This window comes from Rhodobaculum claviforme (assembly GCF_016653255.1).
In the GTDB taxonomy this organism is placed as follows: Bacteria; Pseudomonadota; Alphaproteobacteria; order Rhodobacterales; family Rhodobacteraceae; genus Rhodobaculum; species Rhodobaculum claviforme.
On sequence record NZ_NHSD01000270.1, the window covers coordinates 1 to 19,850 of the forward strand.

A 19,850-nucleotide genomic window follows, 5' to 3' on the forward strand; every position below is an offset into this window, starting at 1 on the left:
CCCGGGGGGGCGGCATGGGGCCGGTGTCACGGGGCCTGTGTCACGGCGCGGGCGCCACGGAGCGGCGTCACGGGCCTTGCGTCACGGGCCCAGCATAACGGGGTCGGGCGTCCCGGGGTCGGCGCACGCCGTTGGGCGCGCGCCGACCGGGGGTGCAGGGATCAGTTGAGGACCACCTCGAACAGGCGCTCTGCCACCGGGGGCAGGAAGGCGCGGTCGAAGATCTCGGACGGCTCGGGCAGGCGCTCCAGATCGTAGCCCTCGGCCACGATCGCGATCGACCGCGCCAGGCGGTCGTCGACCAGATCGCCCATGCCGATCTCGGCCACCTCGGGCGCGTTCATCAGGTTGGTGAGCGAGAATGTCAGCCGCGCATGCTCGATGTCGCGGTCCACCAGGTTGTCGAAGGCCATGATGGCATCCATCGCCGCCTCCTGATCCCGCGCGACCTCCAGGGTGGCGCGGTTGACCGCACGCACCAGGCCCGCGACCGCGTCCGGGTTTTCCGCCAGCAGGCGGCGCGAGACCATCATCCCGTTGGAATACAGGTCCATGCCGTAGTCCTCGAACAGGAACCAGGTGTAGTCGTTCTCCGGGTCCTGGCGGTTGGCGATCAGGTTGAACCAGCTGGTGATGTTGAACACGAAGGCGCCGTCGATCTCGCCCCGGATCATCATCGGCTCCTGCAGGTTCGGGGCCATGTTCTGCTGCTCCACGGCCTCCAGGTCGATGCCGTTCAGCGCGGCAAAGACCGGAAACAGCCGCGTCGTGGGGGTGCCCTGCGCGCCGCCGAGGGTGCGGCCCTCGAAATCGGCGGGGGTGGTGATGCCGCGGTCGTTGGGGGTGACGATGGCGAATGGCGGGCGGTTCCACAGCTGATAGACCATCACCGGCGCCTCGTCCGGGCGCAGGGCGGCGTTCTGGATGATGGCGTTGATGTCGCCGAAGCCCGCGTCATAGGCCCCGCCCATGATCCGGGTGACGGTGGCGGCCGACCCCTCGCCCTGGTCGATGGTGACGTTGAGGCCCTCTTCGGCGAAGTAGCCCTTTTGCGCGGCCAGCAGGAAGGGCGCGTCCGACCCCTGGGTCTTCCAGCCCAGGGTGAAGCGGATGTTGACCATGTCGGCCAGCGCCGGCGTGGCGGACACAAGCGCGGCCATCGCCGCAAGGAACAGGGTGCGTTTCATGGGGACCTCTTTTTCTGGGGGTCAGGTGACGGCGATGTCGGTCTTGCGGGTGGCCCAGCCGGTGACGCGGGCCTCCAGGAACGAAAAGACGGCGTAGAGCGCCACCCCCATCGCCGCGAGGACGAACAGTCCGGCGAACAGCAGTGACGTCTGGAAGTTGGATGAGGCGGTCATCATCACGTTGCCGATCCCGCGGTTGGAGGCGACCGTCTCCGACAGCACCGCGCCGACGAAGGACAGCGTGACGGCGACCTTCAGCGAGGCGAAGAAATACGGCATCGCGCGCGGCAGCCCGACGTTCCACAGGATCTCCGAGCGCGAGGCGCCCAGCGTCTTGAGCACGTCCTCCAGCTCCGGCTCGGTGGTGGCCAGCCCGGTGGCGATGTTGACCACGATGGGAAAGACGCAGATCACCATCGCCGTCAGGATCGCGGGCGTGGTGCCCGAGCCGAACCACAGCACGAAGATCGGCACCACCGCCACCTTGGGGATCGACGAGAACCCCACCAGCAGCGGATAGGCGACCCCGTAGGCCAGCCGCGAGGTGCCGATCAGCACCCCCAGCGTGACCCCGATGATGACCCCCAGGCCGAACCCCGTCAGCGTGGAATAGAGCGTCTGCAGGATATGCGGCCACAGCACCGGGAACCGGGTCCAGAGCGTGGCGGCGATCTCGGTCGGGCGCGGCAGCAGCAGGTCCGAGACCTGCAGCCAGAGGCACAGCACCTCCCACATCGCGAAGAAGCCGAAGATCAGCGCGGCGGAACAGATGCGGATGCGCAGGTTGGACATGCCCGGGCCCCCTATTTGCGGACCTGCGCGATCAGCTCGCGCAGGGATTGGGTCATCTCGACGAAGTCGGGCCGGTAGATCAGGTCGATGTCGCGCGGCTGCGGCAGGTCGATGGGGCGGTCCGAGATGATGCGCCCCGGGCGCGGGCTCATCACGCAGATCCGGGTGGCGAGGTACCCGGCCTCGCGCAGGTCATGGGTGACGAGCAGCACCGTGGGGCGGCGCTCCAGATACAGCGCCTGAAGGTCCTGCCACAGCTCCTCGCGGGTGAACTGGTCGAGCGCGCCGAAGGGTTCGTCCAGCAGCAGAAGGTCGGGCTCGTGGATCAGCGCCCGGCACAGGTTGGCGCGTTGCAGCATCCCCCCCGACAGCTGCCAGGGATAGTGGCCGGCGAAATCCTGCAAGCCCACCCTGGCCAGCAGCGCATGCACCCGGTCGCGAAAGGCGCGCGTGCGTTCGCGGCGGAAGTCGTGGCGGAACGGCGGCACGATCTTGAGCGGCAGCATCACGTTGCGCTCGATCGTCAGCCAGGGCAGCAGGGTGGGGTTCTGGAACGCCATGCCGATGCGCAGCGCGCGCACCGACGCCTCGCGCCCGCCGACCACGACCGACCCGTCCGACGGGCGCAGCAGGCTGGAGACCAGCTTGAGGATGGTGGACTTGCCGCAGCCCGACGGCCCCACGAGGGCGACGAAGGCGCCATGCCCGATGCGCAGGGTTGTGGGGGCAAGCGCCGTCACCGCCCCCGCGCCGCGTCCGAACACCACCGAGGCGCGGTCAAGCTCCACCGCCCGTGCGGCGCTGGCCTGGGCTGTGCTGGCCTGGGCGGGTGGAACGGTGGACGGGGCTGCCGACATCTGCATCCCGGAACCATCCCCGCCGCAGACCGCGCCGCCAAGGGGACGCGCCGGACACCGGGGACGGGTGCGGGATTTGCCGAAAACCTGATACGCAATTGCGTAAAATGTGCAGATATGCGGCAGGGTGGGAATGGGGGCCTGCGCCGTCCCCCGTCCCTCGTCAGCCTGGCAGCGGTGCGGCCCCGGCGATGCGCCCCAGCGTCACCGCCGACAGCAGGCCGTTGCCCGACAGATACCCCGAATCGCCGTCGCCCGAGACGCCGCAGGCCGCCCCGCCCACCGCATGCAGGGTGTCGAACACCCCGCCGCCCACACGACGGACCCGCGCGCAGCCGTCCACCGCAAGACCGCCCTGGGTGTGGAACAGCGCCCCCGTCACCCGCACCCCCATGTAGGGCGGCTCCAGCGCGGCCCCGGTGCCCGGCGGGCGGCCGAAGGGATCGCGGGCGGTGCCCCGGCGCACCGCCTCCAGCTGTGCCAGCGTCTCGGACAGGGCGGGCGCGCGCAGATCGAACAGCGCCGCCAGCGCCTCCGGGGTGGCGGCGCTGCGGATCGCGCCCTGCGCCTCGGCGGTGCGGAAGTCGGCGAATTGGCGGGCGATGGCGGCGGCGCGGGCGTCGAACACCGTGACCGCCGTGCCGCCGGGCTGGGCCAGAACGGCGCGGGCGGCCTCGGAGTAGCCCTGGGTTTCGTTCCAGAACCGGCGGCCGTCGCGGTTGACCTGGAACCCGCCCGCGGTGATCACCGCCCAGGTGATCAGGATCCCGTGCGGATGGGCCACGTTGCCATGCCCCTGAAAGGCGCCGGGATGGCGGATCTCGGCGCCCAGCGCGCGGCCCCAGACCATCGCCTCGCCCTGGTTGCCGGGATGGCCGAAGTACAGCGCCCCCGCGATCTGGGGCATGTGTTCGCCCACCAGCGTCGGGTTGCCGCCAAAGCCGTTGCACGCAAGGATCAGCCGCCCGCAGCCGATGTGTTCCATCCGCCCGTCCGGGCGCCGCAGGCCGATGCCGTGGATGCGCGCGCCGTCGGTCATCAGCGCCTCGGCCCGCGCGCCGGTCAGGATGTCGACGCCCGCCGCCTCGGTGGCGGTGCGCAGCGCGTCGATCAGCTCGGCGCCGGACCGGGTCGGCAGGCCGTGCATCCGCCGCCGGGTGTGGCCGGGATAGTCGACATCCTCCACCACGCTGAACGGCAGGTCATGGCGGTCGGCCAGCCACTCCAGCGCGGGGGCTGCGTTGCGCGCCATCAGCGCCACCAGCCCGGGGTCGTTGGTGCCGTGCGCCTTGCGCTGGATGTCGGCGGCAAAGCGCGCGGCATCGTCGTCGATTCCGGCGGCCGCCTGGAACCGCGTGCCCGCGGCCGGGACCAGCCCCGCCGACAGCGCGGTGGAGCCCGCGGGCACCGCGTCGCGCTCCAGCACCAGAACCTCCTGGCCGGCCTCGGACGCGGCCAGCGCCGCCACCAGCCCGGCCGCGCCCGCGCCCACGATCAGGGTCTGCACCCGCACATCCGTGGGGCCCGGCGGGATCAGATGCGCGCTCATCGTGCGTTTCCGTCCCCGTTCCCGCTGCCGTTCCCACTGCCGTCCCCGCTGCCGTCCGATGTTCCGTCCGAGGCAAAGCGGCGCGCAGTGGCCAGCATCTCGGCGGTGCCCAGCCGCGCGTTCAGCCCGGCGAAATCATGCATGCGCCCGGCAAACGGCGCGTTCGATCCATGCGCCCGCAGGCTGGCGTAATATGCCTCGGCGGTGTGGACCAGCGCGCGCACGATGCCGCCGGGAAAGATCACCATGTCATAGCCCAGCGCCTCCAGATCCCCGGCGGCGCGGATCGGGGTGGTGCCGCCCTCGACCATGTTGGCCATCAGCGCCGCGCGGCCCTGGAAATGGCGGGCCACGCGGGCCAGCTCGTCGCCCGAGCGCGGCGCCTCGATGAACAGCGCGTCGGCCCCGGCCTCGAGGTAGCGCTCGGCGCGCGCCAGCGCGGCGTCGAAGCCCTCCACGGCGATGGCGTCGGTGCGCGCGATGATCAGCGTGGCATCGCTGGCGCGCGCATCGGCCATGGCGGCGATCTTGCCGGCCATCTCGGGCGTGGGGATCAGCGCCTTGTCGGTCAGGTGCCCGCAGCGCTTGGGATAGGTCTGGTCCTCGATCTGCAACGCGCTGGCGCCGGCGCGTTCATAGACGCGCATCGTGCGCTGGGCATTGAGCGCGTTGCCATGCCCGGTGTCGGCGTCAATGATCACCGGCAGCGCCACCCGGTCGCGGATCAGCGCCATGGTGTCGGCCATCTCGGACATCGTCGCCAGCCCGATGTCGGGCCGCCCCAGCCGGGTATAGGACACCGCCGCCCCCGACAGGTACAGCGCCTCGAACCCCGCCTGTTCGGCCAGCGCGGCCGTCAGCGCGTCATGCACCCCCGGCGCCAGCAGGATGCCCGGCTGCGCCAGACGCGCGCGCAAGCTGGTCATGGCGCGCCCCCGAGCCGCGCCACGGCCTGCGCGCAGGTGATCTGTTCGGTGACCGAGGCGAGCGAGACGAGGGTTGCCGCGTGCACCTCGGGCCGGAAGGCCGCGCAGCCGTCGGTCAGCATCACCGTGTGGATGTCGCGCAGATGCGCGTCGCGCAGGGTCGAGGCGACGCCGCCGTTGGTCACGATCCCGCCCACGATCAGCGTCTCGATCCCCATCTTGCGCAGGATGAATTCGAGCCGGGTCTGGTGAAAGGCCGAATAGGCGACCTTTTCGACGGTGAAATCGGCGGGCGCCAGCGCGGCCACCAGATCATGGCCGAAGCGGCCGGGGGCAAAGTCGCCCGCCCCCAGGAACGGCCGCAGCGCCCGCAGATGCGGCGAGATCAGCGGCCCGTCCGGCCCCGGCACCAGCGTGAACTGCGCCGAGATGAACACCCCCCCCGCCGCGCGCAGCGCGTCGCGCACGGGGGCGATGCGTTCGGGCAACGCGGCGATGTCGGGGGCGGTCTGGCCCGCGCGGCCATAGGCACCGTCGGGGTGCAGGAAGTCGTTCTGCAGGTCGATGGTCAGAAGGGCGGTGGCGCTGGGGGTCATGGCTGGGCCTCGGGGTCCGGGGACAGGATCAGGTTGCCGTGGGCGTCCACGCGCCCGATCTGGCCGGGGTCGATGACGATGGTGGTGTCGGGCTGCTCCAGCACCGCCGGGCCGCGGATCTCGGCGCCGACGGGCAGGTCGAGGCGATCGTGGATGGCGGCCTCCAGCCACTCGCCGAAATGCACGCGCCGGGTGGTGCGGGGCGCGGTGGTGCCCGGCCCGCGCGGTGCAAGACGCGCGAGGTCGAACTTGGGCCGCTCGCCGATCACCGCGGTGCGCAGGTTCAGCAGTCGCGTGACACCGCCGGGCAGCAACCGGCCATAGGTGGCGCGGTAGGCGGCATCAAAGGCCGCGCCAATGGCGGCGCGGTCGGGTGGCGGGGGGGCGCCGTCGCGCGTGCTCGTCAGCGGCACGGCCACGGTGTGGGTCTGGCCGACATAGGCCATGTCCAGTTCCACCACCACCGTGCGTCCGGCAAAGGTCACGCCCGCCGCGTCCAGCAGGCGCATCCCTTCGTCCACATGGCTGCGGATCAGCGCGCCGAGGTCGGCCGTGTCCACCGCGTCCGTCAGGGTGTTGACGGTCTGCACGAAGTCCTGGCGCATGTCGGCGATCACGCAGCCCATGGCCGAGGTCACGCCGGGATAGCGCGGGATGATGGCGCGCCCGAGGCCCACCTCGGACAGCATCGCGCCCGCGTGCAGCGCGCCACCGCCGCCGAAGGGCATGAAGGCGAACCGCTTGGGGTCGTGGCCGCGCTCGATGCTGACCAGGCGGATGGCACCGGCCATGCGGGCGTTGGCCACGCGCAGGATCGCCTCGGCTGCGGCTTCTGTCCCCAGGCCCAGCGGGGCACCGACATGCACGTCGATGGCCGCGCGCGCCGCCGCCACGTCCAGCCGCCCGCCGCCGATGGGGCGGTCGGGATCGATCCGGCCCAGCACGATGTTGGCGTCCGTCACCGTGGGCCGGTCGTTGCCGCGCCCATAGGCGACCGGCCCGGGGTCCGAGCCCGCGCTTTCGGGCCCGATGTTCAGCAGCCCCCCCCGGTCCACCCAGGCGATGGAGCCGCCGCCCGCGCCGATGGTGGTGATCTCGATCATCGGCGTGCGCACCACCATCCCGAAATCGATGGCGGTCTGCGCCGCCAGCGCAGGCTGGCCGTCCGCGATCAGCGACACGTCGAACGAGGTCCCGCCCATGTCGCCGGTGATGACATCGCCGAACCCCGCCGTGCGGGCGATGTGGGCGGCCGCGATTACCCCCGCCGCCGGGCCCGACAGCGCCGTGCGCACCGGGCGCCGGCAGGCGGTGTCCACCGACATCACGCCGCCGTTCGACTGCACGATAAGGAACTCGCCGCCAAAGCCCCCCGCCCGCAGCGCCTCCTGCAGCCGCGCCAGATACCCCGACACCTCGGGCTGGAGGTAGGCGTTCAGCGCGGTGGTGGAAAACCGCTCGAACTCGCGGATTTCCGGCAGCACCTCGGACGAGGCGGAGACATGCGCGCTGGGCCAGATCGCGCGCAGCGCCTCGGCCGCCGCGCGCTCGTTCCCGGGGTTGGCATAGGCGTTGACGAACAGCACCGCCACCGCCTCGCAGCCCGCCGCCAGAAGCCGCGCCCCGGCCGCGCGCACCGCGTCGAGGTCCACGGGCGTGTGCACCGTGCCGCAGGCCAGCACCCGCTCGGGCACCTCCAGCCGCAGGTCGCGCGGCACCACGGGGTCGAAATCGCCGCGCAGGCCCCAGGTGCGGGGGCGGTCGCGGCGGCGCATCTCCAGCACGTCGCGGAAGCCTTCGGTGGTGATGATGCCGATGCGCGCGCCCTTGCGCTCCAGCAGGGCGTTGGTGCCGGCGGTGGTGCCGTGCACGACGCTGGCCACACGGCCCAGGTCCGGCACGGGACCGGTGATGCCCGCCAGGAACCCGCCCGACTGGTCGGGGCGGGTGGTCGGGACCTTGGCCACGCGGACGGTGCCCGTGTCCTCGTCCAGGACAAAGACGTCGGTGAAGGTGCCGCCGACATCGACGCCGATCATCACGCCCCCGCTCATGCGCCGCACTCGCGCCAGGCGGGGCCGTGGGCGGTGTCGGCCCCCGCCTCCGTCAGGTAGCCCAGCGCCACGTCGCGCGCCACGCGCACCGGATCGCGCGCCTCGGGTGGTCCGTAGCCGCCGCCGCCGGGGGTCTCCAGCCGCACCCGTTCGCCGCGCTTCAGCCCGATGCCGACCATCTTGGAGGCCAGCGGCGGGCGGTGCCAGATGCCGTCGTTCTCGTAGCCGAAACGGTTGAGGGCCGCGTCCCCGCCCCCCGCCACGCCGCGCGGCGGATACCGGCCACGCTCGCCGAACAGGAACACCTGCGCGCTCTCCTCCAGCAGTTCGATCTCGTAGATCGCGCCCAGGCCGCCACGGTGCGTGCCCGCGCCCGCGCTGTCGGGGCGCAGCGCCCATTGGCGGAACATCACCGGATAGGCGGCCTCCAGGATCTCCACCGGGGGGATGGTGGCGGTGGAGATGGGCGCGTTGCCGTGGTTCAGCCCGTCGCCGTCGATGCTGCCGCCATGCCCGCCGCCGTAGAAGGAAAACATCACCCAGCGCCGCCCGTCGGCGCGGTGGCCCGCCAGCGACAGCGCGTTGATGGTGCCATAGGCGTTGGCCACCACAATCTCGGGCGCGGCCTGCGCCATGGCCGAGAAGATCACGTCGATCATGCGCAGGATCGTCTCGGTGTAGCCGCCGGTGGGGGCGGGGAACTGGGCCGCCAGCAGGCTGCCGTCGGGGATGGTGATGCCCAGCGGGCGCATCACGCCGGCATTGGCGGGAAGCCCCGGAAACACATGCTTGATCGCCACATAGACGCAGGCCACGGCGGTCCCGTACGAGATGTTCACCGGCCCCGCCGTGGCCCCCGCCGTACCGGTGAAATCCAGCGCCAGCCGGTCGCCCGAGACCTCCAGCGCGACCCGGATCGGCAGGGCGGTGTCGGTGATGCCGTCGTTGTCGAGGAAATCCTCGGCCTCCCAGCGGCCATCGGGCAGGGCTGCGATCTCGGCGCGCGCCAGCGTCTCGGCCCGGTCCGACAGCGCCTCCAGCGCCGCGCGCACGGTGTCCGCGCCGTACTCCGCCAGCAGCGCCGCCAGCCGCCGTGCGCCCAGATCCAGCGCGCCCATCTGTCCGTTCAGATCCCCCTGCGCCGAGGCCGGCAGCCGGGTGTTGCGCAGCACGATGTCCACCACGTCCTGTTGCAGCACGCCCGCCCGCACCAGCTTGACCGGCGGCAGCACGAACGCCTCCTGAAACACCTCGGTCGCCTGGGGGTTGTAGTTGCCGGGCACGGCCCCCCCCATATCGTGCCAGTGCCCGACCGACGCGAGGTGGCAGAACACCCGGCCGTCGTGAAAGAACGGCCGCACCAGCCGCATGTCCGACAGATGCGTGCCGCCGATGTGCGCGTCGTTGAAGATGTAGATGTCGCCATCGGCCAGATCGCCGTCGCGCGCGGCCTTGTCGATCACCGCCTTCACGGCGAACGCCATCACGCCGACAAAGATCGGCAGGCCGGACTTGCCCTGCACCAGCGTCTCGCCGGTGGTGGCGTGGTACAGGCCGTGGCTCGCGTCATGGGCCTCGGCGATGATCGGGTTGAAGGCGGAGCGGAACAGCGTCGCGTCCATCTCGTCGGCGATCTGTTCCATGCGCCCGGCCAGCACCGCCAGCGTGATCGGGTCGATGCTCATGCGCCCGCGTCCCGGGCGCGGTGCTCGCCCATGTCGTTCCAGACGTCCTGGCGGTGGATGCGGCCGTCGCGGACCTCGAACCGGTCGGCAAAGCGGATGCCTGCGAACGGCGTGCCGTCGGGCCATTCGCCGCGCAGCGTGCCGAAGCACCAGACCGTGGCGCCCGTCGAATCGAGCCCGTCATGGGTCTTGGCGACCCAGCGGTAGCGCGGCCGTGACCAGGCGACCAGCTCTTCGGGGGTGTGCATGCGGACGCCGCCGGGAAAGGTCATCACGAAGCCCTCGGCCAGATGCGCGCGCGCGGCGTCCAGATCGCGCGCCTCCATCGCCGCGAGAAAGGCGCGCACCACCTGCGCGCTGTCATGTGTGGCGGTGGACATGTGGGGCCTCCCTTCAGGATCTGTCTTTTTTGTAATACAGGCTGCGCCGCAAGGAAAAGACATTTTTGCATCCCTCGGCCATACAAATCGGTTGCTTTGCCGTGTCGGGCGGATAACATTCCCCCACGAGCGGAGGGCGGCGCGGTGACGCAGGCGGACAGGCGGATCCCGGAGGGTGGCAAGGCGCGGCGCGCCTATCTGCTGTTGCGCGACGCGATCCTGCGCGGCGATCACGCCCCCGGCGCGGCGCTGCCGGGCGAGGTGCGGCTGGCCGAGGCGCATGGCGTCTCGCGCGTGACCATCCGCCGTGCGCTCGATGCCCTGAGCGCCGACGGGCTGATCGAGCGGCGGGCGGGCGCGGGCACCCGTGTTGCCACGCGCGCCACGCCGCCCACCGGGATCAAGGCGGATTTCGCCACGCTGATGCCGCAGCTGGTGGCGATGGGGCAGTCCACCACCGCGCGGCTTCTGTCCTATGGCTACGTCACGCCGCCGCCGGCGGTGGCGCGCGCGCTGGGCGCCGAGGGTCAGGTGCAGCGCGCGGTGCGGGTGCGCATGGCCGGAGCCGCGCCGTTCTCGCATCTGACCACCCATGTACCCGCGGCCATCGCGCAGAGCTTCTCGGAGGCGGATCTGGCGACGACGCCGCTGTTTCGCCTGCTGGAGCGGTCCGGCGTGAAGGTCGATCACGCGCGCCAGTCGATTTCCGCCACGCTGGCCGGGCCCGAGGTCGCCGAGGCGCTGGAGGTCGCGCCCGGCACCGCCCTGATCGCGCTGACACGGGTGGTGCGCGATGCCGATGGGCGCGGGGTGGAGCACCTGTCGGCGCTGTACCGCCCCGACCGCTTCCAGCTGGAGATGACGCTGGACCGCGTGGGCCAGGGCGACGCGCGCCACTGGGCGCCAGTGCTGGATGCCGCCGAATGAGGACGCTGTTCGACAGGCTGTGGGACGCCCATGTGATCCGCACGCGCGACGACGGTGCGGCGCTGCTGTGGGTGGACCGGCATTACCTGCACGAGGGCTCGCATCATGCCTTTGCCCGGCTGGCGGCGCGGGGGATGGGGGTGGCGCACCCGGCGCTGACGGTGGGGGTGGCCGATCACTATGTGCCGACGCGCGGCCCGACCACAGACCCCGACATCGCGCGCATGGTCGCCACGCTGGAGGGCAACGCCGCCGCCCACGGCTTTGCGCTGTTCGGGCGTGGCGATCCGCGCCAGGGGATCGTGCATGTGGTGGGCCCCGAGCAGGGGCTGACCCTGCCGGGCATGCTGGTGGTGTGCGGCGACAGCCACACCTCGACCCACGGGGCGCTGGGGGCGTGGGGGTTCGGCATCGGCGCGACCGAGGTGGCGCATGTGCTGGCGACCCAGACCGTGTGGCAGCGCAAGCCGCGCCGGATGCGGCTGACGTTTCACGGCACGCCCGCGCCGGGGGTGGGGGCCAAGGACATGGCGCTGCACTGGATCGCGGCGCTGGGTGCGGACGGGGCGCGCGGCCATGCGGTGGAATATGCCGGGCCCGCGGTGCGGGGTCTGCCGGTCTCGGGACGGTTGACGCTGTGCAACCTGTCGATCGAGGGCGGCGCGCGCTGCGGCATGGTGGCGCCCGATGCGGCGCTGATCGACTGGTTGCGGGGCCGCCCGTTCGCCCCGCAGGGCGCCGTATTCGACCGCGCCGCCGAGGGGTGGGCCGCGCTGGCCTCCGACCCGGGCGCCGAGTTCGATGCCGAACACAGCTTCGACATGGCCGGGATCGCGCCCGTCGTGACCTGGGGCACCTCGCCCGAGGATGCGGCCCCGATCACCGCCAGCGTCCCCGATCCCGCCCGCGCCACCCCCGAACGCGCGTCGCGCATGGCCGAGGCGCTCGACTACATGGGGCTGCGCCCGGGCCAGCGGTTGACGGATGTGGCGGTCGACCAGGTGTTCATCGGCTCGTGCACCAACGCCCGGATCGAGGACCTGCGCGCCGCCGCCGCGGTGCTGGCGGGGCGGCGGGCGGTGGTGCCGGGGATGGTCTCGCCCGGCTCCACCCCGGTCCGGCGGCAGGCCGAGGCCGAGGGGCTGGACCGGATCTTCGTCGACGCGGGGCTGGAGTGGGTCGGCTCCGGCTGTTCGATGTGCGTGGGCATGAACGGCGACCGGGTGGCGCCGGGGATGCGGTGCGCGTCCTCCACCAACCGCAACTTTCGCGGGCGGCAGGGGCCGGGCGCCCGCACGCATCTGATGTCGCCCGCGATGGTCGCCGCAGCCGCCGTCACCGGACATCTGAGCGATGTGCGCCCGTTTCTGGAGGGGCGGGGATGAGCGGCTGGAGCCATCACGCCGGGCTGGCCGTGCTGCTGGACCGCGCCAATGTCGACACCGACCAGCTGATCCCCGCGCGGTTCATGTCGACGCCGCGCGCGCAGGGCTACGGGCGGTTCCTGCTGCACGACCTGCGCGGCGACGGGGCGGCGTGGGATGTGCCCGGCGCCTCGATCCTGGTGGCGGGGCCGAATTTCGGCTGCGGCTCCTCGCGCGAGGCGGCGGTGTATGCGCTGGTGGATGCGGGCTTTCGCGCGGTGATCGCGCCGGGGTTCGGCGACATCTTCGCCGCCAACGCGGTCAACAACGGGCTGCTGCCGGCGGTGGCCGACACCGGCGCGCTGATGCGCGCCCTGCCGGGGCGGCTGGCGATCGACCTTGCGGTGGGCACGATCACGCCCGAGGGCGGCGCGGCGATCGGCTTCGACCTCGATCCGGTGTGGTGCGTCAAGCTGATCAACGGCTGGGACGACATCGACCTGACGGCCCGTCACACCGACGACATCACCGCCTTTGCCAAAAGGCGCCGGGAACAGGCGCCATGGCTGTGGCCGCAGACCACCGGGGCCAAGCCCCCATCCACAGGGAGAGACCAATGACCCACGCCAGACTGACTCATCTTCGGCTGACGGGCCTGTCGGCCGCCGCCGCGCTGATCGGCACCACCGCCATGGCCACCGAGACGCTGACGGCGGTGCACGCCTTCCCCTCGACGCTGGTCTATACCCAGTCGTTCCTGGAGTTCGTCGACGCCGTCAACGAGGCCGGCGACGGCGTCATCCGCATCGACGTGCGCGGCGGGCCCGAGGCGATCGGCTCGTTCCAGCAGGCCGACGCGGTGCGCGACGGGGTGGTCGACATGGCCTACACCCCCGGCTCGTTCTACGCCGGTGCGCTGCCGGAGAAGGACGCGCTCGTGACCTCCAACCGCACCGCGGCCGAGGCGCGCGAGAACGGCGGCATCGACCTCATCAACGAGATCCACGAGGCCCGCATGGGGGTGCACTACCTCGGTTGGTTCGACAGCGGGGTGTGCTACAACCTGTGGACGGTGAACACGCCGCGGCTGGATGACGCCGGAAACCTGGCGATGACCGACGTGCGGCTGCGCGGCAACCCGGTCTACAATGCCTTCTTCACCGACTACCTGGGCGCGCAGGTGATCGATCTGCCCACCGGCGAGGTGTTCGCGGGCCTGGAGCGCGGCGTGGTCAACGCCACCGGCTGGACCCAGATCGGGCTGATCGACCTGCGCTGGAACGAGTTCATCAACTACCGCATCGAGCCGTGCTTCTTCTCCACCGACCTCGGGGTGATCGTGAACCTGGAGCGGTGGAACGCGCTGAGCGAGGAGGCGCGCGCGATCCTGCGCGACGTAGCCATCGCGCACGAGATCTCCAGCGCCGAGGCCCACCGCGACCGCCGCGACGCCGAGTTCGAGCAGCTGGAGGCCGCCGGCATGACCGTGGTCGAACTGGAGGGCGAGGCCGCCGCCGAATACCTGCGCGGCGCGCGCGAGGCGACTTGGAACCGCATGCGCGGCCTGATGGAGGCGCAGCCTCTGGAGGCCGACCACTTCGACCGGCTGATCGAGCACTTCTACGACTTCGATCGCGCCGGCGGCTGAAGCCCATCCCGCGGCCCCCGGCATCCGGGGGCCGCTCCATTCCGGTCGGGAGGGTGCCGATGCGTGCGGTCTGGGCGTTGATGCGGCGTGGTCATGACCTTGTCGTCACCGCGATGGCGGTGGTGGCGGGGCTGGCGCTGGTGTGGCTGATGGTGGCCATCGTGTGGTCGGTGGGCATGCGCAACCTCGGGATGCAGCCGCATGCGTGGCTGTTCACCTCGACCGAATACGGGGTGTTCTACATGACGATGCTGGGCGCGCCCTGGCTGGTGCGTCGGCGCGGCCATGTCCACATCGAGCTGGTGACGGCGACCCTGCCCGACGGGGTGCGCGCGCTCGTCAGCCGGGCGGTGGCGGCGGGCTGCGTGGTGGTGTGCGGGTACCTGGCGTGGCGGGGGTATCTGCTGGTGCAGACCAACATCGCGCGGATGGATTTCGACGTGCGCGCCTACTTCTATCCGCGCTGGCTGCTGACCATCGCGTTCCCCGTCAGCTTCGGGCTGATGGCGGTGGAGTTCGCGCGCTTTGCCGTGGGGCGCGAGCTGATGCACACCGGCCAGGCGGGGATTCACGAATGATCTGGGTGGAGGCGCTGGCGATCCTGCTGGGCACCATTGCCGTGCTGATGGCGCTGGGCATGCCGGTGGCGATCGCGTTCCTGGCGGCCTGCATCCTGGGCGCGTTCCTGTTCATGGGCGGCGAGCGGGGCGTCACGCAGATGCTCAACAACGGGCTGGGCTCGTTGACGTCCTATGCGCTGGTGCCGATCCCGTTGTTCCTGCTGATGGGCGAGGTGTTCTTTCACACCGGATTGGGAAACCGGATGTTCGCCACCATCGACCGGCTGCTGGGGCGGCTGCCGGGACGGCTGAGCTATGTCACCGTGCTGGGCGGAACGGGGTTTGCCACGCTGTCGGGGTCATCCATGGGGTCGACCGCGCTGATGGGCAGCCTGATGGTGCCCGAGATGAACCGGCGCGGCTACAGCCAGCACATGTCGCTGGGGCCGATCCTGGGCACGGGGGGGCTTGCGATCATCATCCCGCCCTCGGCGCTGGCGGTGCTGCTGGCGACGCTGGCGCGGGTCGACATCGCGGCGCTGCTGATCGCGGGGATCATCCCGGGGCTGCTGCTGGCGGTGTTCTACATGGTCACGATCTTCATCCAGACGCGCCTCGACCCCTCGGCCGCGCCCGCCTACGAGGTCGCGCCGATCCCGCTGCGCGAGAAGCTGTTTCTGGTTCTGCGCGACGTGGTGCCGATGGTCGGGCTGATGGTGGGCATCGTGCTGATGATGCTGGGCGGCCTTGCCACCCCGTCCGAGGCGGCGGCCTTCGGCGCGCTGGGGGTGATGGTGCTGGCGGGCGCGTTCCGGGTGCTGACGCTCAAGGCGCTGGTGGCGTCGGTCACGGGGGCGCTGCGGGTCACGCTGATGGCCTATCTGATCGTGTTCGGCTCGGCCACCTTCAGCCAGTTGCTGGCGTTCACCGGGGCCTCGCGCGGGTTGATCGAATGGGCGACCTCGTTCGACCTGGCGCCGGTGGCGATGCTGCTTGCGATGTTCGCGGTGCTGCTGGTGCTGGGAATGTTCATGGAGCAGATCTCCATGATGCTGCTGACGGTGCCGATCTTCTTTCCGCTGGCACTGCATCTGGGGTTCGATCCGGTGTGGTTCGCGCTGATCATGCTGCTGGCGCTGGAGATCAGCTTCACCACGCCGCCATTCGGGTTGTTGCTGTTCGTGATGAAGGGGGTGGCGCCGCCGTCCACCACCATGCGCGACATCTACATGGCGGCGATCCCCTACATCCTGTGCTCCATGCTGCTGGTGGGGTTGCTGATCCTGTTCCCCGCGATCGCGCTGTGGCTGCCCGGGCGGTGACGCCCGCGCCCGCTGCGGTGATCCCCGTGTGATCCCCCGTGTGACCCCTCTGTGGCCCCTCAGCGGTGCATCAGCGGCGAGATCCGCCGGATCGCCACGCGCCGGTTGCGTTCCTCGGCGGCGGCGGTGGGGATGCGCAGGTGCCGCTCGCCATAGCCCTGGATGATGAGGTTCTCCGGCGGGATATCGAAGAATTCGCTCAGCGCCAGCGCCACCGATTCCGCGCGCCGGTCCGACAGCGCCAGGTTGTAGGACGCGGGGCCAGTGGCGTCGGAATGCCCCTCGACCAGGAACAGCTCGCGCGGGTTGGCCGCGATCAGCCGCTCCATCAGGCGCCCGACCTGCGCCAGTTTCGGCGCCTCGGCGGGGCGCACATTGGCGCGGTTGATCTCGAAGGTGATCGCCTCGGGGCTGAGGACGGGGACCAGTTCGCGGACCTCGCGGATCTCGCGGATCTGGCGCAGGGTGAAGGCGCGGTCCAGCCCGCGGGCGTCGGCCTCGGCCTCGTGCAGCAGCGCCAGCGCCAGTTCCGGGTCGGTGCGCTGCGAGATGCGCAGCTCGCGCCGACGCGGGGGGGGCAGCTGCGCCAGGTCCACCGCCGCGAGCCCGCGCATGTCATCGACCAGCGGCACCGAGGTCCCATCGGCCAGCACCCGTTCGCGCCACAGCACCCGGCCGGTGGCGTCGCGGATGGTGATGACCTGCGTGCCGTCGTCGCGCGTCCAGCGGGTCAGGGTGGAGCCGTCGTCGAAGCGTTCGATCCGGCGTCGGGTCCCCTCCTGGCGCAGCATCGCGTCGTCGTCGCGCCAGACCGCATAGTCGCCCGCGTCGTCCACGACCACCACGCGTTCGTCGGACCGGGCGACCACGCGGTTGCGGTTGACCAGCATGCCGACCGCCAGCGCGCCCAGCGCCGCCAGGCCCGCCCGCTCCAGGTCACGGCGGTCGTCGCTGCGCGCCTGTCCGGCGTCGAAGTCGAGCGCAAAGCGCGACGCAAAATCGTCGCGGCTGGTGCGGATGTCCCCGGGCTCGATCTGCTGCTCGATCACCTCCGGGGCCTCGGGCGGTGCGCCTTCCTCGGGTCGCAGCGCCAGCAGGGCCGCCGCATCCGCGCCAGCCGGTGCGTCCGCGCCGTCGTCCTGTGCCATGGCGCCCGTCACGCCGCCCAGAAGCGACACCGCCGCCGCGACCTCGGGGTCATCCATCAGGCGGTCCAGCGCGTCCCGCTGTCCGGCGTCGAGGTCGCGCGGCGCGGCGTCGGGCGCGACGAACTCCTCCTCCGGGGCGTCCTCGACCAGCAGCTCGGGCGCCTCGTCGGCGATGGCTTCGGCATCCGCGCGCAGGCGGGCGCGCGCGGCGTCCTGGTCGTGATCCTCCTGCGCGCGGGCGCGGGCGGCTTGGGCGTCCGCCATGTCCTGGGCATGGGGGGGCTGTGCGGCGCCGTCATCGGGGTGCGCGGGCGCGGCGGCCGGTACGTCCGTCGCCGCGTCGCTGGCCGCAGCCCCGGCGTCGGGGGCTGCGGGCGGGTCCTGGTCGGCCCGTTCCTCGGCGCCGGCCCGCTCCTCGGCGTCGGAGGGGGGCGCCGGAGCGGTATCGGGCGCGGACGTCCCGGCCCCGGGTGCATCACGCGGGTCCTGATCGTCCTGCGGTCCGGATGCCTGCGTTCCGGGTGCCGGGGCTTGCGGTTCCGGAGCTTCGGGAGCAGGCGTCTCGGTCTCCGGTGCCTCAGTCCCGGTTGTCTCGATCTCCGGTGCCCCAGTCCCGGGTGCCTCGGTCTCCGGTGCCCCAGTCCCGGGCGTCTCGGTCTCGGGTGCCGCGCGTTCGGCGTTGGTGGGCGTGGCCTCGGCGGACTCCGGGGCTGCGGTCTCTGCGCCGGTGGGCGAGGGGGGGGCGGGCTGCGTGTCGGGCTGCGTGTCGGCCGAGGGCGCCTCGGTGCCGGACGCGGCCGTGTCCATGCGCGCCATCTCCGCGCTGGCCTGCGACAGCATCTCCTGTGCGGCCTCGCGCTGGGCGGTGTCCCCGGGCACCCCGTCCGTACCCTCGAACAGCGGCGCGCAGTCATCGGGGTCGAGGTCGGCCGCGCAGCGCGTGATCCGCGCGCGCACGTCCGCACATGTCGCGATGTCCGGCGCCGTCACGCAGGCCTGCACATCGGGAGAGAACAGCGCGGCGGTGTCCGCGTCGCTCTGTGCGCCCCCGGCCAGGGGCGTCACGGCGAGGCAGAGCCCCAGCGCCGTCGTGGCATGGAACGTCCTGCGCGGCATGTCGGTCTCCTGTATCGGGCGGGCATGGATGGCAGCGGTGGCCCGGGGCACGGTGGCGGTTCGGCGTCGGCGCGGTCCTGTTTCCCGGCGCGGCATCGGATGCATGGTCAACGCACCCACCGCCGTGCGCGTTCCGCGCGGGGGGCACGCCCACGCTGTCGTGGCATGGATCGGCCGTGCGCCGCGGTCACTTTGCCGCCATCTGGGCCGCCATCTTGGCCGCCAACTGGGCCGCCCCGCGGACCGGTCCCGGGGCGGGGTGTCGGCAGTGCGGAGGGCCGACAGGAGGGCGCCATCGGGCCTGCCACCCGTGGCTGCCATCAGGGTCGCCATCGTGCCCGAGGCGCCCGGACCCGCCGCCCGTCCCGGGTGGCGGGCTATTGCTCGCGGAAGGCCCGCGACATGGAGTCGGTGATCGGCTTGGCGATGTACTGCGCAAAGGTCCGCTTTGCGGTCTGGACCATGACCTCGGCGGGCATGCCGGGGGTGGGGCTGAAGCCGCGCACGCGGGCCAGTTCCTCGGGGGGCAGCGACACGCGGACCACATACACCTCGCGCTGGCGGCGCTCGGCGGTGTTGGCGACGGCGTCGGCCGAGACATACGCCACCGCGCCGTTCAGCACCGGCGTGGTGCGCTGGTTCAGCGCCGACAGCCGGACCACCGTGGGCTGACCCACCTGCACCGAGTCGATGTCGGCGCGGGCCACCAGCGCCTCGATGATCAGCGGCGCGTCCGAGGGGATGATCTCGGCGATGGCGCGGCCGGGTTCGATGACGCCGCCGGTGGTGTTGTAGTACAGCCGGACGATGGTGCCTGCCACCGGGGCCGTGATCTCGGTCCGGGTCAGCACGCTGCGCGCGCGCCGGAGCTGTTCGCGGACGCTTTCCAGCTCGCTCTGGATCGATTGCAGCTGCGCCAGCGAGGCCCGGCTGTATTCGTCCAGCGTGCGGTCGCGCTGGCTGGTCATTCGCGCGCGCATCTCGGCGATCTCGCCCAGCTCGGCGTCCAGCCGGGCGATCTGGCCCTCGCCCTCCAGCGTGGCGCGGCGCAGGCCCATGGCGTCGGCGCGGCGCACCAGCCCGCGCTCCAGCAGCTTCTCCTGGGCCTCCAGCTCCTCGGACAGCAGGGCGACCTGGTCCTCCAGCACCCGGCGCTGGGTCAGGTATCCCGTCTCGCGGAAGGCCAGCGCGTCGAAGTTGCGGTCGATGATCGCCAGATCGTTGCGCAACCCCGAGGCGTTGACGGTGAACGCGACCTCCTGGCCCTCCAGGATCGCGGCGACCTCGTGGTCGTGGCGCTGCGCCGCGAGGTGGTCGGGGAACCGCAGGTCGGGCGCGCGGTCGTGTTCGGCCAGCAGCCGCGCCTCGGTCGCCTCCAGGCGGATCTGGCGCAGCTCCAGCTCGCGGCTGGTGGTCTGCGCGGCGGTGTCGTCGAGGCGCACAAGCGCCGTGCCCGCGTCGACGTGATCGCCCTCGCGGACCAGGATCGCGGCGATGATGCCCCCCTCCAGATGCTGGACCACCTGGTTTTCGCCGGTGGCCACGAAGCTGCCCTGCGCGATGACGGCCGCCGCCAGCGGGGCCTGGAACGCCCACAGCGAAAACCCGCCAAAGGTCGAGACCAGCAGCAGGCAGCCCGCCAGGACATGGCGCCGGATGGAGCGGGGCACCTCGCCGTACCATTCCGCGGGCTGGAGGGGGGGCGCGGGACGTGGGTCGGTGGCGGTGTCGGTCATGGG

The 19,850-nt window shown here is 71.9% G+C and carries 17 protein-coding genes; 6 read left to right on the forward strand and 11 right to left on the reverse strand.

The window, feature by feature from the left end:
* Window positions 1-161: 161 nt before the first annotated feature.
* The 9 genes from CCR87_RS10435 to CCR87_RS10475 form a co-directional block, all read right to left on the reverse strand.
* On the reverse strand, window positions 162-1,187 hold the full coding sequence (locus tag CCR87_RS10435) for an ABC transporter substrate-binding protein (protein ID WP_201157465.1): 1,026 nt from the start codon (window positions 1,185-1,187) through the stop codon (window positions 162-164).
* 21 nt (window positions 1,188-1,208) lie between these two features.
* Window positions 1,209-1,979, reverse strand: a complete 771-nt coding sequence (locus CCR87_RS10440) for an ABC transporter permease (RefSeq protein WP_201157466.1) — start codon at window positions 1,977-1,979, stop codon at window positions 1,209-1,211.
* Between the two features lie 11 nt (window positions 1,980-1,990).
* Window positions 1,991-2,842 (reverse strand): ABC transporter ATP-binding protein, encoded by an 852-nt coding sequence (locus CCR87_RS10445; RefSeq protein ID WP_201157467.1) that lies wholly within the window; start codon window positions 2,840-2,842, stop codon window positions 1,991-1,993.
* A 157-nt stretch (window positions 2,843-2,999) separates the two neighbouring features.
* The gene (locus CCR87_RS10450) at window positions 3,000-4,385 is read right to left on the reverse strand and encodes an FAD-dependent oxidoreductase (RefSeq protein ID WP_201157468.1); all 1,386 of its coding nucleotides are present in this window, start codon (window positions 4,383-4,385) and stop codon (window positions 3,000-3,002) included.
* Window positions 4,382-5,311: an isocitrate lyase/PEP mutase family protein gene (locus tag CCR87_RS10455; RefSeq protein WP_201157469.1), complete on the reverse strand. Its 930-nt coding sequence runs from the start codon at window positions 5,309-5,311 to the stop codon at window positions 4,382-4,384. The genes CCR87_RS10450 and CCR87_RS10455 overlap by 4 nt, the downstream gene beginning before the upstream one ends.
* Entirely contained in the window at window positions 5,308-5,907 is a 600-nt protein-coding gene (locus tag CCR87_RS10460) for a cysteine hydrolase family protein (protein ID WP_201157470.1), read from the reverse strand. Before CCR87_RS10460 ends, CCR87_RS10455 begins: the two co-directional genes overlap by 4 nt.
* The gene (locus CCR87_RS10465) at window positions 5,904-7,961 is read right to left on the reverse strand and encodes a hydantoinase/oxoprolinase family protein (protein ID WP_201157471.1); all 2,058 of its coding nucleotides are present in this window, start codon (window positions 7,959-7,961) and stop codon (window positions 5,904-5,906) included. Before CCR87_RS10465 ends, CCR87_RS10460 begins: the two co-directional genes overlap by 4 nt.
* Window positions 7,958-9,646, reverse strand: a complete 1,689-nt coding sequence (locus CCR87_RS10470; protein ID WP_201157472.1) for a hydantoinase B/oxoprolinase family protein — start codon at window positions 9,644-9,646, stop codon at window positions 7,958-7,960. Before CCR87_RS10470 ends, CCR87_RS10465 begins: the two co-directional genes overlap by 4 nt.
* Window positions 9,643-10,026: a nuclear transport factor 2 family protein gene (locus tag CCR87_RS10475; protein WP_242511950.1), complete on the reverse strand. Its 384-nt coding sequence runs from the start codon at window positions 10,024-10,026 to the stop codon at window positions 9,643-9,645. Before CCR87_RS10475 ends, CCR87_RS10470 begins: the two co-directional genes overlap by 4 nt.
* A gap of 144 nt (window positions 10,027-10,170) precedes the next feature.
* On the opposite strand from CCR87_RS10475, the gene CCR87_RS10480 reads away from it, so the two are divergent.
* Genes CCR87_RS10480 through CCR87_RS10505 form a run of 6 tightly spaced genes read left to right on the forward strand, consistent with a single transcriptional unit; the run spans window position 10,171 to window position 15,847 of the window.
* Complete coding sequence (locus CCR87_RS10480; protein ID WP_338048911.1) at window positions 10,171-10,953, forward strand: GntR family transcriptional regulator; 783 nt, start codon at window positions 10,171-10,173, stop codon at window positions 10,951-10,953.
* The gene (leuC, locus tag CCR87_RS10485; protein ID WP_201157475.1) at window positions 10,950-12,338 is read left to right on the forward strand and encodes a 3-isopropylmalate dehydratase large subunit; all 1,389 of its coding nucleotides are present in this window, start codon (window positions 10,950-10,952) and stop codon (window positions 12,336-12,338) included. Before CCR87_RS10480 ends, leuC begins: the two co-directional genes overlap by 4 nt.
* Window positions 12,335-12,937, forward strand: a complete 603-nt coding sequence (leuD, locus tag CCR87_RS10490) for a 3-isopropylmalate dehydratase small subunit (RefSeq protein ID WP_201157476.1) — start codon at window positions 12,335-12,337, stop codon at window positions 12,935-12,937. The genes leuC and leuD overlap by 4 nt, the downstream gene beginning before the upstream one ends.
* Window positions 12,934-13,965 carry a TRAP transporter substrate-binding protein DctP gene (gene dctP, locus CCR87_RS10495; protein WP_201157477.1) on the forward strand — a complete coding sequence of 344 codons (1,032 nt, stop codon included), beginning with the start codon at window positions 12,934-12,936 and terminating at the stop codon, window positions 13,963-13,965. The genes leuD and dctP overlap by 4 nt, the downstream gene beginning before the upstream one ends.
* A 59-nt stretch (window positions 13,966-14,024) precedes the next feature.
* On the forward strand, window positions 14,025-14,543 hold the full coding sequence (locus CCR87_RS10500; RefSeq protein WP_201157478.1) for a TRAP transporter small permease: 519 nt from the start codon (window positions 14,025-14,027) through the stop codon (window positions 14,541-14,543).
* Window positions 14,540-15,847, forward strand: a complete 1,308-nt coding sequence (locus CCR87_RS10505; protein WP_201157479.1) for a TRAP transporter large permease — start codon at window positions 14,540-14,542, stop codon at window positions 15,845-15,847. The genes CCR87_RS10500 and CCR87_RS10505 overlap by 4 nt, the downstream gene beginning before the upstream one ends.
* A gap of 59 nt (window positions 15,848-15,906) precedes the next feature.
* Here CCR87_RS10505 and CCR87_RS10510 read toward each other — a convergent pair whose 3' ends face one another.
* Entirely contained in the window at window positions 15,907-18,111 is a 2,205-nt protein-coding gene (locus tag CCR87_RS10510) for an OmpA family protein (RefSeq protein ID WP_201157480.1), read from the reverse strand.
* Between the two features lie 377 nt (window positions 18,112-18,488).
* Window positions 18,489-19,847, reverse strand: coding sequence for an HlyD family type I secretion periplasmic adaptor subunit (locus tag CCR87_RS10515; RefSeq protein ID WP_201157481.1), 1,359 nt, complete (start codon window positions 19,845-19,847; stop codon window positions 18,489-18,491).
* Window positions 19,848-19,850: the final 3 nt, after the last annotated feature.

Bases quoted from the DNA above. Each gene is read 5' to 3' on its own strand.
- CCR87_RS10435 (WP_201157465.1), bottom strand. From the start codon at position 1,187: ATGAAACGCACCCTGTTCCTTGCGGCGATGGCCGCGCTTGTGTCCGCC.
- CCR87_RS10440 (WP_201157466.1), bottom strand. From the start codon at position 1,979: ATGTCCAACCTGCGCATCCGCATCTGTTCCGCCGCGCTGATCTTCGGC.
- CCR87_RS10445 (WP_201157467.1), bottom strand. From the start codon at position 2,842: ATGCAGATGTCGGCAGCCCCGTCCACCGTTCCACCCGCCCAGGCCAGC.
- CCR87_RS10450 (WP_201157468.1), bottom strand. From the start codon at position 4,385: ATGAGCGCGCATCTGATCCCGCCGGGCCCCACGGATGTGCGGGTGCAG.
- CCR87_RS10455 (WP_201157469.1), bottom strand. From the start codon at position 5,311: ATGACCAGCTTGCGCGCGCGTCTGGCGCAGCCGGGCATCCTGCTGGCG.
- CCR87_RS10460 (WP_201157470.1), bottom strand. From the start codon at position 5,907: ATGACCCCCAGCGCCACCGCCCTTCTGACCATCGACCTGCAGAACGAC.
- CCR87_RS10465 (WP_201157471.1), bottom strand. From the start codon at position 7,961: ATGAGCGGGGGCGTGATGATCGGCGTCGATGTCGGCGGCACCTTCACC.
- CCR87_RS10470 (WP_201157472.1), bottom strand. From the start codon at position 9,646: ATGAGCATCGACCCGATCACGCTGGCGGTGCTGGCCGGGCGCATGGAA.
- CCR87_RS10475 (WP_242511950.1), bottom strand. From the start codon at position 10,026: ATGTCCACCGCCACACATGACAGCGCGCAGGTGGTGCGCGCCTTTCTC.
- leuC (WP_201157475.1), top strand. From the start codon at position 10,950: ATGAGGACGCTGTTCGACAGGCTGTGGGACGCCCATGTGATCCGCACG.
- leuD (WP_201157476.1), top strand. From the start codon at position 12,335: ATGAGCGGCTGGAGCCATCACGCCGGGCTGGCCGTGCTGCTGGACCGC.
- dctP (WP_201157477.1), top strand. From the start codon at position 12,934: ATGACCCACGCCAGACTGACTCATCTTCGGCTGACGGGCCTGTCGGCC.
- CCR87_RS10500 (WP_201157478.1), top strand. From the start codon at position 14,025: ATGCGTGCGGTCTGGGCGTTGATGCGGCGTGGTCATGACCTTGTCGTC.
- CCR87_RS10505 (WP_201157479.1), top strand. From the start codon at position 14,540: ATGATCTGGGTGGAGGCGCTGGCGATCCTGCTGGGCACCATTGCCGTG.
- CCR87_RS10510 (WP_201157480.1), bottom strand. From the start codon at position 18,111: ATGCCGCGCAGGACGTTCCATGCCACGACGGCGCTGGGGCTCTGCCTC.
- CCR87_RS10515 (WP_201157481.1), bottom strand. From the start codon at position 19,847: ATGACCGACACCGCCACCGACCCACGTCCCGCGCCCCCCCTCCAGCCC.